Here is a 14,553-nt window from a genome sequence, read left to right on the forward strand (position 1 = left end):
GGCCGGTGTTTTTCCTATCGATGGCGATGCCATCGATCGCGAGGGGAGCTGGAGGAATGATCGCCATGATCGATCCGCCTACTGCTAAGCGCCGCCTTTCCGCAGCACATGCGTGGCTGACTGCCGTTTGCCTGACGCTGGTGTTGCCCTTCATGACGCCCCACGTGTCTGCGGCCGAGCCCGGCACGCCCGGGCCGTATCACTGGCGCAGTGTCGCCATCGGCGGTGGCGGATTCGTCACCGGCGTGCTGTTCCATCCCGCCGAGCGCGATCTTGCCTATGCACGCACCGATGTCGGTGGCGCGTATCGCTGGGACGCGCGAGCGCAGCAGTGGATTGCCCTGACCGATTGGCTGGGTGCGAACGACTGGAACCTGATGGGCATCGATGCCTTCGCCATCGACCCTGCCGACCCCGAGGCCATCTATCTGGCGGCGGGCACCTATATGCACGAACGCGCCGGCCATGCGGCCCTGCTGCGCTCGTTCGATCGCGGCCGCAGTTTCCAGCGTGCGGACCTGCCGTTCAAACTGGGGGGCAACCAGCTCGGCCGCGCCAATGGCGAGCGGCTGGCGGTGGACCCCCACGATGGCCGCGTGCTGCTGCTGGGCTCGCGCGATGCCGGCCTGTGGCGCAGTGAGGATCGCGGCGCGCACTGGTCGCGCGTGACCAGCTTTCCGGCCGAGGCGTTTGCAGGAGCGCACGCGCGCAACCATGTCGGGCGCGAACAGGCGGTGGGCGTGGCGTTCGTGGTGTTCGACGCGGCCAGCGGCAAGCAGGGGATGCTGACGCCACGCATCTATGTCGGGGTGTCCACCGAACAGACCAGCCTCTACGTCTCCGACGATGCGGGCCGCACTTGGTCTGCCGTAGCTGGACAACCCAAGGGCCTGCGCCCCAGCCACATGGCCGGCGGCAGCGACGGACACTGGTACCTGAGCTACGGCGACCAGCCCGGCCCGGACCTGATGGCCGGCGGCGCGTTGTGGAAGTACACCCCGGCGCAGTCGCGCTGGGACGAGATCAGCCCGATCGCGCAGCCGGCCAGCGGCGATGGCTTCGGTTGGGGCGCGGTTGCGGTGGATCCGCAACAGCCGCAGGTCGTGCTGGCCAGTACCTTCCGCCGCCGCACGCCACGCGATGAGCTGTTTCGCAGTACCGACGGCGGCCGCAGCTGGACGCCCTTGCTGGCGGACTCGCAGTTCGACCACAGCACTGCGCCGTGGACCGCGCAGGCAACCCCGCACTGGATGGGCGCGCTGGCGATCGATCCGTTCGACAGCAACCACGCGCTGTTCGTCACCGGCTATGGCATCTGGGCCTCGCGCAATCTGCAGGAGTTCGCGCGCACGCAGCAGCCATTGCACTGGTGGTTTCAGGACCGCGGGCTGGAGGAAACCGTGCCGCTGGATCTGCTCAGCCCGATGGCCGGTGCGCATCTGCTCAGCGCGCTCGGCGATATCGATGGCTTTCGCCACGACGATCTGGACAGCGCGCAGCTGCAATATGCCGGCCCGCGCCTGACCAATGGCGAGAGCATCGACGCCGCCGGCCAGGCGCCGTTGACGGTGGTTCGCAGCGGCACCGTGCGCAATCGCCGCAACAACGAAATCCGCGCGCTGTACTCGCGCGATGGCGGTGCGCACTGGCGTGCATTCGCCAGCGAGCCGCCGGCCGGGCAGGGAGCCGGCACGATCGCCATCGGTGCCGATGCGGCGCAGGTGGTGTGGGCGCCGGAGCACGGCGGTGTGTGGCGCACTGCGGATTTCGGTAGGCACTGGCAGCGTGTGCAGGGCCTGCCCGAGACCGCGGTGGTGGTGGCCGACCGTGTCGATGCGCAGCGCTGGTACGCCGCCGATGCGCTCAGTGGGCGCCTGTACGAGAGTACCGATGGTGCGGCCAGTTTCCGCGATACCGGGCAGGCGCTGGGCACGCCGGCGCGCGACGAGCGCAGGCGTCCGCAGTTGCGGCCCGATCCCTGGCGCGCAGGCGTCGTGTATCTGGCCAGTCCGGCGCGTGGCGTGATGCGCTGGCAGGACGGCCGCCTGCAGACCCTGTCGACACCGGACGAGGCACGCTCGCTCGGCATCGGCAAGCCGCTGCGCGACGGCGCGCCACCGGCGCTGTACCTGGCCGGTCGCGTGGCCGGGGTGGATGGGGTGTTCCGCTCCGACGACGACGGTGCGCACTGGCGGCGCATCAACGACGACGCGCATCGCTTCGGCAAACCATACAGCGTCACCGGCGACCCACGGCTTCCCGGCCGGGTGTATTTCGCGACCGGCGGACGTGGCATCTTCTACGGCGACCCGCGATGAGCGCGCCGTCCCTATGCGTGTCATCGCGTTGTCCTAGCGTGTCCAGCTTCGTCCCCCGTTGCCTCGTTGCGCGCCGACTGGCCGCGCTGCCCCTGGAGATCACTGCATGACCGTCACCTTCGTTTGCCGCGCCTGCCTGCTGGGCCTGGCGCTGGTCAGCCCGCTCGCAGCGGCGCAGCCGACCCTGCCACTGTTGTTCAGCGATGGCGCGGTACTGCAGCGCGACCAGCCGATGCCGGTCTGGGGCTGGGCGACACCGAATGCATCCATCAGCGTGAGCCTGGACGGCAAGCGCGCCACCACCAAGGCCGATGCGCAGGGAGCATGGAAGGTCAGCCTGCCGGCGCACACGGCGGGCGGCCCCTACGTGCTGAGCGTGCAGGGCGACGGTGGCCAGCTGCAGGTGCGCGATGTGCTGGTCGGCGATGTCTGGCTGGCCAGCGGTCAATCCAACATGGAATGGCCGTTGGCGCAGGCCAGCGACGGCGCGCAGGCGGTAGCGGCGGCCAACGATCCGCAGCTGCGTCACTTCAAGGTCCCCAAGTCGTGGTCGGTGCAACCGCAAGCGCGCCTGGCCGGAGGCGAGTGGAGGGCCGCCACGCCTGCCAACGCCGGCGAGTTCACCGCAGTGGGCTACTTCTTCGCCAGGGAACTGCGCGCCAGTACCGGCGTGCCGATCGGCATCATCAACAGTACCTGGGGCGGCAGCGCGATCGAGGCCTGGATGGACGCCGCCTCGCTGGGCTTGAACGCCACTCAGAATCAGGGCGCCATCGAGGCGATCAAGCAGCGCGATGCCGCGGCGCAGGCCGCCACCGGCAAGCGCATCGCGCGCTGGCCCAAAGTCGATGGTGACACGCCGCAGTGGCGTGAGCCGGACTTCGACGACAGCAACTGGGACAGCATCCCGACCAGCCAGCAATGGGAGGCCAGCGGTTTCGATGGCATGGATGGCATTGCCTGGTACCGCACCACCTTCACCTTGACTGCGGCGCAAGCCAAGGCCGGCATCGCGCTGGGCGTCGGCCAGATCGACGACTCGGATATCACCTACGTCAACGGCCAGCAGGTGGGCAGTACCGAAAAGCAGTGGAACCTGCCGCGCGTCTACCAGGTGCCGGCAGCGGCGTTGAAGGCCGGCGTCAATCACATTGCGGTGCGCGTGGAAGATCTCAGCGGCGGGGGCGGCATGCATGGCCCGGACGAGCAGCGCTTCGTGCAGACCAACGACGGCGCCAAGCATGCATTGAGCGGCTGGAAGTTCCGCCCCGCTGCGGTGCGCGTCTCGTTGACCGACAACAAGAACCAGCTGCCGACGCTGCTGTACAACCAGATGATTCACCCGCTGCAGCCGTTCCCGGTCAAGGGCGTGATCTGGTACCAGGGCGAAACCAATGCCAGCGAGAGCGGGGCGGTGAAATACCGCGAGCAGTTTGCCGCAATGATCCAGCAGTGGCGCGCCGAACGTGGCCAGAAGGCCCTGCCGTTCCTGTGGGTGCAGCTGGCCAACTTCAAGGCCGGCGGCGACCAGGGCGAGCTGAGTCCATGGGCGCTGCTGCGCGAGTCGCAATCCAAGACGCTGGCACTGCCGGCGACCGGGCAGGCGGTGATCATCGATATCGGCAACCCCACCGACATCCATCCCACCAACAAGCGCGATGTCGGGCATCGCCTGGCGCTGGCTGCGCGGCACGTGGCCTATGGCGAGAAACTGGTGTACAGCGCGCCGGTATTCAAGCGCGCGCGTTTCGACGGCGACAAGGCGGTGCTGACGTTCGATCTGCAGGGCAGTGCGCTGCAGGTGCGCAGCGGCGGTGCGGTGCAAGGCATGCGTATTGCCGGTGCCGATCAACGCTTCCATCCGGCCACCGCGCAAATCGACGGTGACCGCATCACCGTGCACAGCGACGAGGTGAGCGCGCCGGTTGCGGTGCGCTATGGCTGGAGCGAGAACCCCGACGACGCCAACCTGATCAGCCGCGAGCAGTTGCCCGTTTCCCCCTTCCGCACCGATACCTGGTGACACGGAGTCTTATGACCATGCATTCCCCCGTCACGCCTGCAGCCTCCCGTTCCAGTGTTCGTCACTGTCTGCGTCCTCTGCTGCTGTCCGCACTGACGCTGGCCCTGGCGGCCTGTCAATCCGGCGAGCAGGACAGCGCTGCCAAGCCCGACACCGCCACTCCCGCGGCAACTGCGCCAGCCACTCCACCTGCCTCTGCGCAGGCGCCTGCCACGCAGACGCCGATGCCGCAGTTCGTCAGCAAGGACGGCAAGCATGCGTTGCTGGTCGACGGCGCGCCATTCCTGATCCTGGGCGCGCAGGTCAACAACTCCAGCAACTATCCCGGCGTGCTGGACAAGGTATGGCCGGCGATCAAGGTGATGGGCCCCAACACCGTGCAGGTGCCGATCGCCTGGGAACAGGTGGAGCCGGAAGAGGGCAAGTTCGATTTCTCCTTCGTCGATACCCTGCTCACCCAGGCGCGCGAGCACAAGGTGAAGCTGGTGCTGCTGTGGTTCGCCACCTGGAAGAACAATGGCCCGGCGTATGCCCCATTGTGGGTCAAGGCCGACAACCAGCGCTTCCCGCGCGTGATCACCCGCGAGGGCAAGGCGATCGGTTCGTTGTCGCCGCATGCGCAGGCCACACTGGACGCCGACCGCAAGGCGTTCGTGGCCTTCATGCAGCACCTGAAGAAGGTGGACCCGCAACACACGGTCATCATGATCCAGCCGGAGAACGAGCCGGGCACCTATGGCAGCGTGCGCGACTTTTCGCCGATGGCGCAGAAGCTGTTCGACGGGCCAGTGCCGGATGAGCTGATCAAGCGCTTGAACAAGCAGCCGGGCACCTGGGCGCAGGTATTCGGCGCCGATGCCGATGAGTTCTTCCATGCGTGGTCGATCGGCCGTTACATCGACCAGGTGACTGAAGCCGGCAAGGCCGAATATCCGCTGCCGATGTACGTCAATGCCGCGCTGCGCGGGCCGTTCAATCCGGGTCAGCCCGGGCAGTACGCCAGCGGCGGCCCTACCGACAACGTGCTCGATGTCTGGAAGGCCGCCGGCCCGCATATCGATCTGCTGGCACCGGACATCTACATGCCCGAATACCGCATGTACACCACGGTGCTGGAGCGCTACGCGCGCCCGGACAATGCCTTGTTCGTGGCCGAAACCGGCAACCGCCCGGAGTACGCGCGTTACCTGTATCCCACGCTGGGCCACGACGGCATCGGCTGGTCGGCCTTCGGTATCGACTTCACCCGTTACTCCAACTACCCGCTGGGCGCCAAGCACGTCAACGAAGAGACCCTGGCGCCGTTCGCACTGGGCTACAAGGCGGTCAGCATGGGCATGCGCCCGTTCGCCAAGGCCGCGTCCGAAGGCAAGTTGCACGGCACCGCCGAAGAACCCGGCCAGGCCGTGCAGGAACTCAAGCTCAACGATCGCTGGAGCGCCACCATCACCTACGGCGTGCCGCAGTTCTGGTTCAAGGGCGATCCACCGGGCAATCCCGAACCGATCGGCGCCGCCCTGATCGCCGAACTGGGGCCGGACGAGTTCCTGGTCACCGGCTACCATGCGCGCGTGACCTTGCACCCGGCCAGCGACGCCACCGCCAACATGTTCTACGACCGCGTCGAGGAAGGCGTGTACGAGGGCACGCAGTGGCAGTTCCAGCGCAACTGGAACGGCGACCAGACCGACTACGGGGTCAATTTCTCCAGCGTGCCGCAACTGCTCAAGATCAAGCTCGCCACCTACAAGTAATCGCCACGTGAGACGGCGCCGCCTTCGGGCGGGCGGCCGCTGCGCGGAATCGCCATGCAGCACGTCGATTCCGCCGCATCGACAGGGCTTGCCCGACCATCGCCGCCTTGCGTGCTGCTTCATAAACGAAAGCCATGCGCTGCCGCCCCCGCAGCAGCGATTCGACATTCAAAGGGAGTGACCATGCAAACCACCATCCGTTCCGCCGGCCCCGCGCCTGCCAATCGACGTACACCGCTTGCCCATTGCCTGGCGTTGTCGCTGGCCCTGCTGGCCAATGCCGCGCACGCGCAGGAAGTACGCAAGGCCGCCGATGGCGTCACCGTGGTGCCCAGCACCAAGGGCGCCGCACCGGTGCGGCTGCAGGTGGTCGATGCCGGCATCATTCGCGTCAGCGCCGATCCGGATGGCGACTTCGCGCGCAGCCCCAGCCTGATGCGCGTGCCGGTGCAGGGCGACACCGCGTTCCAGCTGGCCGAGCAGGGCGACAGCGTGCAGCTGAAGACCGGCAAGGTCACCGCCACCGTGTCCACCGTCGATGGCCATGTCAGCTTCGCCGATGCCAACGGCAAGCCGGTGCTGGCGGAAGTGGCGGGCGGGCGCAGCTTTGCGCCGCTCAAGGTCGAAGGCAAGCAGTATCTGAGCGTGCGCCAGCGCTTCCAGTCGCCCGACGACGAAGCCTTGTACGGCTTCGGCCAGCACCAGCAGGGCTGGATGAACCAGAAGGGCCGCAACGTCGAACTGCAGCAGAACAACATCGACATGGCGGTGCCTTACCTGGTGTCCAGCCGCAATTACGGCCTGCTGTGGGACAACAACTCGATCAGCCGTCTGGGCGACCCACGCGGCCTGCAGCCGCTGCCCAAGACGCTCAAGCTGTACGACGCCAAGGGCAAGGCCGGTGCGCTGACCGCACGCTATGCCATCAACGGCAAGCAGGTGCTCGAGCGTCGCGAGAAGGAGGTGAACTACCAGTACCTTAGCGACCTGACCAAGTTCCCCAAGAAGGCGATCACCAAGGACAAGGACAGCCGCATGCAGGTCAGCTGGGAGGGCGAGATCGAAGCGCTCACCGGTGGCGAGCACAGCTTCTCGCTGTACTCGAGCGAGTACGCCAAGCTGTACGTGGACGGCAAGCTGGTGATCGATCGTTGGCGCCAGAACTGGAACCCGTGGAATCATGAGTTCACCCTCGATCTGCAGCCGGGCCAGCGCCACACCGTCAAGATCGAATGGGACCTTATCGATCCCAGCTACATCGCGCTGCTGCACCGCGATCCGCTGCCGGCCGCCGAAGCGAAAGACCTGTCGCTGTGGTCCGAAGCCGGCCAGATGATCGACTATTACTTCGTCTCCGCCGATTCCTACGACCAGGCCGTGGCCGGCTACCGCGAGCTCACCGGCAAGTCGGTGATGCTGCCCAAGTGGGCCTACGGCTTCTGGCAGAGCCGCGAGCGCTACAAGAGCCAGGACGAGCTGGTGGGCGCGGTGGCCGAATACCGCAAGCGCAAGCTGTCGCTGGACAACATCGTGCTCGACTGGTCGTACTGGCCGGAAAACGCCTGGGGCTCGCACGATTTCGATCCGCAGCACTTCCCGGATCCGGACGGCATGGTCAAGGCCGTGCACGACATGCACGCGCAGATCATGATCTCGATCTGGCCCAAGTTCTATCCCACCACCGCCAACTACAAGGAACTGGATGCCGCCGGTTTCATGTTCAAGCGCAATGTGGAAGTGGGCGAACTGGACTGGATCGGCAAGGGTTACAAGAACTCGTTCTACGACCCGTACTCGGAGAAGGCGCAGGCCATCTTCTGGCGCCAGGTCAACGAAAAGCTCAACAGCAAGGGCTTCGATGCCTGGTGGATGGACGCCGACGAACCGGACGTGCATTCCAACCTGGACATCGGCGAGCGCAAGGCGCGCACCACGCCCAACGCGCTGGGCACGTCCACCGAGTACTTCAATTCGTACCCGCTGCCGCACACCCACGGCGTGTACGTGGGCGACCGCGCGGCCGACGACAAGCGCGTGTTCATCCTGTCCCGCAAGGGCTACGCCGGTACCCAGCGCAATGCGGTGGCGGTGTGGAGCGGCGACATCGTGTCGCGTTGGGACGATATGCGCGACCAGATTTCCGCGGGCGTCAACATGGCGCTGTCGGGCCTGCCCAACTGGACCTTCGACATCGGCGGTTTCGCGGTGGAGAAGCGCTACGAGAACCAGGATCCTGCGCACCTGCCCGAATGGCGCGAGCTCAATACGCGCTGGTTCCAGTTCGGTGCGTTCGTGCCGATCTTCCGCTCGCATGGCCAGTTCCCGTACCGCGAAATCTGGAACATCGCCCCGGAAGGCACGCCGTTCTACGAGAGCATGGCCTACTACAACCGCCTGCGTTACGCCTTGCTGCCGTACATCTATAGCCTGGCCGGCGATACCTATCAGCGCGATGGCGTGATCATGCGCGGCATGATGATGGACTTCCCGGATGACGCGAAGGTGCGCGACATAAACGACCAGTACCTGTTCGGACCGGCGTTCCTGGTTGCACCGGTGACCCGCTTCGGCGCCACCTCGCGCCAGGTGTACCTGCCGGCCGGCACCAGCTGGCTGGATTTCGCTACCGGCAAGCGCTACGAAGGCGGCCAGAGCATCGAAGCGGCCGCGCCGATCGAACGCATGCCGCTGTTCGTGCGTGCCGGCTCCATCGTGCCGACCGGCCCGGTGCAGGAATACGTGGACCAGACGCCGGATGCAGCGCTCACCGTGGTGGTCTACACCGGTGCCGATGGTGCGTTCTCGCTGTACGAGGATGACGGCAAGGGCTATGGCTACGAGAAGGGCGATTTCAGCCGCATCCCGCTGGTCTGGAACCAGGCCAAGGGCGAGCTGAGCATCGGCAAGCGCGAGGGCAGCTGGACCGGCATGCAGGCCAAGCGCACCATCAACGTGCGTTTCGTCGATGGTCCACGCAGCGATGCCGGTGCGCTGGAGCCCAAGTCCGATACCAGCATCCAGTACGACGGCAAGCCGGTCAGCGTGTTGCAGCGCAAGATTGCGTCCGGCAAAGCGCGTCGTCGATGATCGCAGGCTGTCTTCAGTCGATGAGCGAGCAGATGCCGGAACGCCGCAAGGCAGTCGCGGGCGGGTCCGGTGAGGCAGCACGGCGGTGGCCGTGCTGACCCGGCGCGAACTGTGCAAGGCCAGCGGGGCCGCGCTTGCGGTCCTGGGTGCCGCACCGGTGGCCGCAGAGGCCGCACGCTCCGGCAGCGACGCGGGGTTGCCGGCCGTGGCGCCGGCAGACGCCCTGCAGCTGTGGTATCGCGAACCGGCCAACGAATGGGTGCAGGCCCTGCCGGTCGGCAATGGCCGGCTCGGCGCGATGGTGTGGGGCGGTATTGCCCACGAGCGCCTGCAACTCAACGAAGACACGCTCTACGCGGGCGGGCCCTACGATTCCACCAGCCCGGAGGGTCTGGCCGCGTTGCCGCAGGTGCGTGCGCTGATCTTCGCCGGCCGCTATGCGCAGGCCGAGCAACTGGCCGACGCCAAGCTGTTGTCGCGCCCGCTCAAGCAAATGCCTTACCAGCCGTTGGGCGATCTGTTGCTGGATTTCGATCGTGCCGATGGCATCAGCGACTACCGCCGCCAGCTGGATCTGGACACGGCGGTGGCCACCACCACGTTCCGCTCCGGTGGTGCGCTGCATCGGCGCGAAGTGTTCGTCTCCGCGCCGGCGCAATGCATCGTGGTGCGTCTGTCCTGCGATCGGCCGGGCGGCATTTCGTTGCGGGTCGGCATCGACAGCCCGCAGGGCGGCGAGGTCACGGTGGAGCAGGGCGGCCTGCTGTTCAGTGGTCGCAACGGTGGCTTTGCCGGTATCGACGGCAAGCTGCGTTTTGCCCTGCGCGTAGTGCCGAAGGTCACCGGTGGCACCGTCACCCATGTGCGCGACCAGCTACGTTTCGACGCTGCCGATGAAGTGGTGTTGCTGCTGACGGCCGCAACCAGTTTCCAACGGTTCGATGCGGTGGATGGCGATCCGCTGGCGTTGACCGCAGCAAGCCTGCAGAAGGCCGCTAACTCCGATTACCCCGCATTGCTGCGCGCCCACCTGGCCGATCACCGTCGCCTGTTCCGGCGCGTGGCGATCGACCTGGGTACCAGCGAGGCCGCACGCCTGCCCACCGACGAACGCGTGCAGCGGTTCGCCACCGGCAACGATCCGGCCCTGGCGGCGCTGTACCACCAGTACGGCCGTTACCTGCTGATCTGCAGCTCGCGGCCCGGCACCCAGCCGGCCAACCTGCAGGGCATCTGGAACGACCTGATGCAGCCGCCGTGGGAAAGCAAGTACACCATCAACGTCAACACCGAGATGAACTACTGGCCCAGCGAGTCCAACGCACTGCACGAGTGCGTGGAGCCGCTGGAATCCATGCTGTTCGACCTGGCCCAGACCGGCGCGCACACCGCGCGCAAGTTGTACGACGCGCCGGGCTGGGTGGTGCACAACAATACCGATCTGTGGCGCCAGGCCGGGCCGATCGACGGTGCCAAGTGGAGCCTGTGGCCGATGGGCGGGGTCTGGCTGCTGCAGCAGCTGTGGGACCGCTGGGACTATGGCCGCGACCGGGCGTACCTGAGCAGGATCTACCCGCTGTTCAAGGGCGCAGCCGAGTTCTTCGTTGCTACCCTGGTGCGCGACCCGCAAACCGGCGCGATGGTCACCAATCCATCGATGTCGCCGGAAAACCAGCACCCGTTCGGCGCGGCCGTGTGCGCAGGTCCCACCATGGACGCGCAGCTGTTGCGCGACCTGTTTGCGCAATGCATCGCCATGGGCAAGCTGCTGGGCGTGGATGACGAACTGGCACAGCAGTTGGCACGCCTGCGCGAGCAATTGCCGCCCAACCGCATCGGCAAGGCCGGGCAGTTGCAGGAGTGGCAGCAGGATTGGGATATGGACGCGCCGGAGATCCATCACCGCCACGTCTCGCATCTGTACGCGCTGCATCCTTCCAGCCAGATCAATCTGCGCGATACGCCCGAGCTCGCCGCTGCCGCACGGCGTTCGCTGGAAATCCGTGGCGACAATGCCACTGGCTGGGGCATCGGCTGGCGCTTGAATCTGTGGGCACGGTTGGCCGACGGCGAGCATGCGTATCGCATCCTGCAATTGCTGATCTCGCCCGAGCGCACCTATCCGAACCTGTTCGACGCACACCCGCCATTCCAGATCGACGGCAACTTCGGCGGCACCGCCGGTATCACCGAGATGCTGCTGCAAAGCTGGGGCGGCAGCGTGTTTCTGTTGCCGGCCCTGCCCAGCGCTTGGCCGCGCGGCAGCGTGCGTGGCCTGCGCGTGCGCGGCGGTGCCAGCATCGACCTGGAATGGGATGGCGGTCGCTTGCAGCAGGCACGCCTGCACAGCGATCGTGGCGGGCGCTATCAACTGTCCTACGCAGGGCAGACCCTGGACCTGGAACTGGGCGCGGGCCGCACCCAGCAGGTGGGACTCAACAACAACCGATTGGTGAAGCAATGAGCTTGTACGTAGGACTGGACGTGGGCACGCAGAGCGTCAAGCTGGTGGCCTACGATCCGCAGGACCGCGCCGTGGTCGCCACCATCGCAGCGCCGATGGAGCTGATCAGCCGCGACGATGGCACCCGCGAGCAGCAGGCGCAGTGGTGGATCGACGGCATCGTGCATTGCTTCGCGCAGCTCGATGCCGGGCAGCGCGCGCAGGTGCGCGGCATTTCGGTGTCCGGCCAGCAGCACGGCTTCGTGCCGGTGGCTGCCGACGGCAGCGTTACCGCGCCGGTGAAGCTGTGGTGCGACACCAGCACTGCATTGGAATGCGAGGAGATCATGGACGCCGTGGGTGGCGCGGCAGGCAGCGTGGCGGCCGCAGGCAACCCGATCCTGGCCGGCTACACCTCATCCAAGCTGCCGTGGACGCGCAAGCATCGCCCCGATGCGTACGCGGCCATGACCACGGTGATGCTGCCGCACGACTACATCAATTTCTGGCTCACCGGCGAGCGCTTTGCCGAAGTCGGCGATGCCTCCGGCACCGGCTGGCTGGATGTGCGCACGCGCCAGTGGTCCGAGCGCATGCTCGGTGCGGTGGATGCGCAGCGCGATCTGCGTACCGCACTGCCGCCGCTGGTGGACACCGGCGCGGTCTATGCCTTGTCCGACGCGGCGGCCGAGGCGCTGAACCTGCCGGCCGGCGTGCGCGTGACCACCGGCGGTGGCGACAACATGATGGCCGCCATCGGTACCGGCAACGTGGTGCCGGGCCGCCTCACCATGAGCCTGGGCACCAGCGGCACCTTGTTCGCCTACGCCGATCACCCGGTGGTGGACGACGAGGCGCGCTGGGCCGCGTTCTGCTCGTCCAGCGGCGGCTGGCTGCCGCTGATCTGCACCATGAACTGCACTGTCGCCACCGAAGCGGTGATGCGCATGTTCTCCATCACCCGCGAGCAGACCGAAGCGATGATCGCCGACACCGCGCCGGGCGCCGACGGGCTGGTGTTGCTGCCATTCTTCAACGGCGAGCGCACGCCCAATTTGCCCGATGCGCGCGGCTGCCTGTTCGGCATGGATCTGCACAACACCACCGCTGCGCATTTCTATCGCGCCGCGATGGAAGGGGCGACCTACAGCCTGCGCAATGGCTTCGATGCCTTCGTCGCTGCCGGCCTGCAGTTCGATACCATCCTGCTCACCGGCGGCGGCAGCAAGAGCGCGCAGTGGCGGCAGATGGTCGCCGACGTGTTCAACCTGCCGGTCGTGGTGCCGACCCAGCCCGAGGGCGCCGCCTTTGGTGCCGCCTTGCAGGCGCTATGGGCCTGCGACCGCGACGACGGTGGCACCGATGCGTTGTCGGATGTGGTGCTGGAGCACCTGCAGGTGGACGCCGCGCTGGCCGCCCAGCCGGATCCGCAGCGCGTGGCCCGCTACCAGCAGCATTACCAGACCTTCCTCAAGCACCTGCACGTTGTCAGCCCGCTCTACGCTGACTGATTCACTCCCCCAGAACCAAGGACATCACACCCCATGAGCAACACCGTCTACATCGGCGCCAAGGAATACTTTCCCGGCATCGGCAAGATCGGCTTCGAAGGCCGCGATTCGGACAACCCGCTGGCGTTCAAGGTCTACGACGCCAACAAGACCATCGGCGACAAGACCATGGCCGAGCACCTGCGCTTTGCGGTGGCCTACTGGCACAGCTTCTGCGGCAATGGCGCCGACCCGTTCGGCCCGGGCACGCGTGCGTATCCGTGGGATGTGGGCAATACCGCGCTGGCACGTGCCGAAGCCAAGTCCGATGCCGCCTTCGAGTTCTTCACCAAGCTCGGCGTGCCGTACTACTGCTTCCACGACGTGGACCTGGCGCCGGATGCCGATGACATCGGCGAGTACGAAAAGAACCTGACCCACATGGTGGGCATCGCCAAGCAGCGCCAGGCCGACACCGGCATCAAACTGCTGTGGGGCACCGCCAATCTGTTCTCGCATGCGCGCTACATGAATGGTGCATCGACCAACCCGGACTTCAACGTGGTCGCGCGTGCGGCGGTGCAGGTCAAGGCCGCCATCGATGCCACCGTTGCATTGGGTGGCGAAAACTACGTGTTCTGGGGCGGCCGCGAAGGCTATGCCTGCCTGCACAACACCCAGATGAAGCGCGAGCAGGACAACATGGCGCGCTTCCTCACCCTGGCACGCGATTACGGTCGCGCGATCGGCTTCAAGGGCAACTTCCTGATCGAGCCCAAGCCCATGGAGCCGATGAAGCACCAGTACGACTTCGACAGCGCCACGGTGATCGGCTTTCTGCGTCAGCACGGCCTGGACCAGGACTTCAAGCTCAATATCGAAGCCAACCACGCCACGCTCTCGGGCCACAGCTTCGAGCACGACCTGCAGGTCGCCTCCGATGCCGGCCTGCTCGGCAGCATCGATGCCAACCGCGGCAACCCGCAGAACGGCTGGGACACCGACCAGTTCCCGACCGACCTGTACGATACCGTCGGCGCGATGCTGGTGGTGCTGCGCCAGGGCGGGCTGGCACCGGGCGGGCTGAATTTCGATGCCAAGGTGCGCCGCGAATCGTCCGACCCGCAGGACCTGTTCCTGGCGCATATCGGCGGCATGGACGCGTTCGCACGCGGGCTGGAAGTGGCCAATGCGCTGCTGACCTCCTCGCCGCTGGAAACCTGGCGCGCCGAGCGCTACGCCAGCTTCGACAGCGGTGCCGGTGCGGATTTTGCGGCGGGCAAGAGCACGCTGGCGGACCTGGCCAGCTACGCCGCCGGCCATGCGCCCACGCAGATCAGCGGCCGCCAGGAAGCCTACGAAAACCTGATCAATCAGTATCTGACGCGTTGATGTCCCGTGGCTGGCGGCGCATTGCGTCGCCAGCCGATGGCGCCCA

General features: G+C 66.5%; 7 protein-coding genes. All 7 read left to right on the forward strand.

From position 1 onward, the window contains the following. The first annotated feature begins 56 nt into the window (after positions 1-56). The 7 genes from XcodCFBP4690_RS08045 (at position 57) to xylA (ending at position 14,507) form a co-directional block, all read left to right on the forward strand. Entirely contained in the window at positions 57-2,318 is a 2,262-nt protein-coding gene (locus XcodCFBP4690_RS08045; protein ID WP_104540460.1) for a WD40/YVTN/BNR-like repeat-containing protein, read from the forward strand. A gap of 106 nt (positions 2,319-2,424) precedes the next feature. After that, a complete protein-coding gene (locus tag XcodCFBP4690_RS08050) occupies positions 2,425-4,341 on the forward strand; it encodes a sialate O-acetylesterase (protein ID WP_104540461.1) in 1,917 nt (638 codons plus the stop codon). 83 nt (positions 4,342-4,424) lie between these two features. After that, on the forward strand, positions 4,425-6,095 hold the full coding sequence (gene galD, locus XcodCFBP4690_RS08055) for a GH35 family beta-galactosidase GalD (protein WP_104540499.1): 1,671 nt from the start codon (positions 4,425-4,427) through the stop codon (positions 6,093-6,095). 183 nt (positions 6,096-6,278) lie between these two features. Further along, a complete protein-coding gene (locus tag XcodCFBP4690_RS08060) occupies positions 6,279-9,182 on the forward strand; it encodes a TIM-barrel domain-containing protein (RefSeq protein ID WP_104540462.1) in 2,904 nt (967 codons plus the stop codon). 91 nt (positions 9,183-9,273) lie between these two features. Then, the gene (locus XcodCFBP4690_RS08065) at positions 9,274-11,646 is read left to right on the forward strand and encodes a glycoside hydrolase family 95 protein (RefSeq protein ID WP_167394526.1); all 2,373 of its coding nucleotides are present in this window, start codon (positions 9,274-9,276) and stop codon (positions 11,644-11,646) included. Further along, positions 11,643-13,136, forward strand: coding sequence for a xylulokinase (gene xylB, locus XcodCFBP4690_RS08070; RefSeq protein WP_104540464.1), 1,494 nt, complete (start codon positions 11,643-11,645; stop codon positions 13,134-13,136). The genes XcodCFBP4690_RS08065 and xylB overlap by 4 nt, the downstream gene beginning before the upstream one ends. Before the next feature lie 33 nt (positions 13,137-13,169). After that, positions 13,170-14,507: a xylose isomerase gene (gene xylA, locus XcodCFBP4690_RS08075; protein ID WP_104540465.1), complete on the forward strand. Its 1,338-nt coding sequence runs from the start codon at positions 13,170-13,172 to the stop codon at positions 14,505-14,507. Positions 14,508-14,553 lie beyond the last annotated feature (46 nt).

The organism is Xanthomonas codiaei (assembly GCF_002939785.1).
Taxonomy (GTDB): Bacteria; Pseudomonadota; Gammaproteobacteria; order Xanthomonadales; family Xanthomonadaceae; genus Xanthomonas; species Xanthomonas codiaei.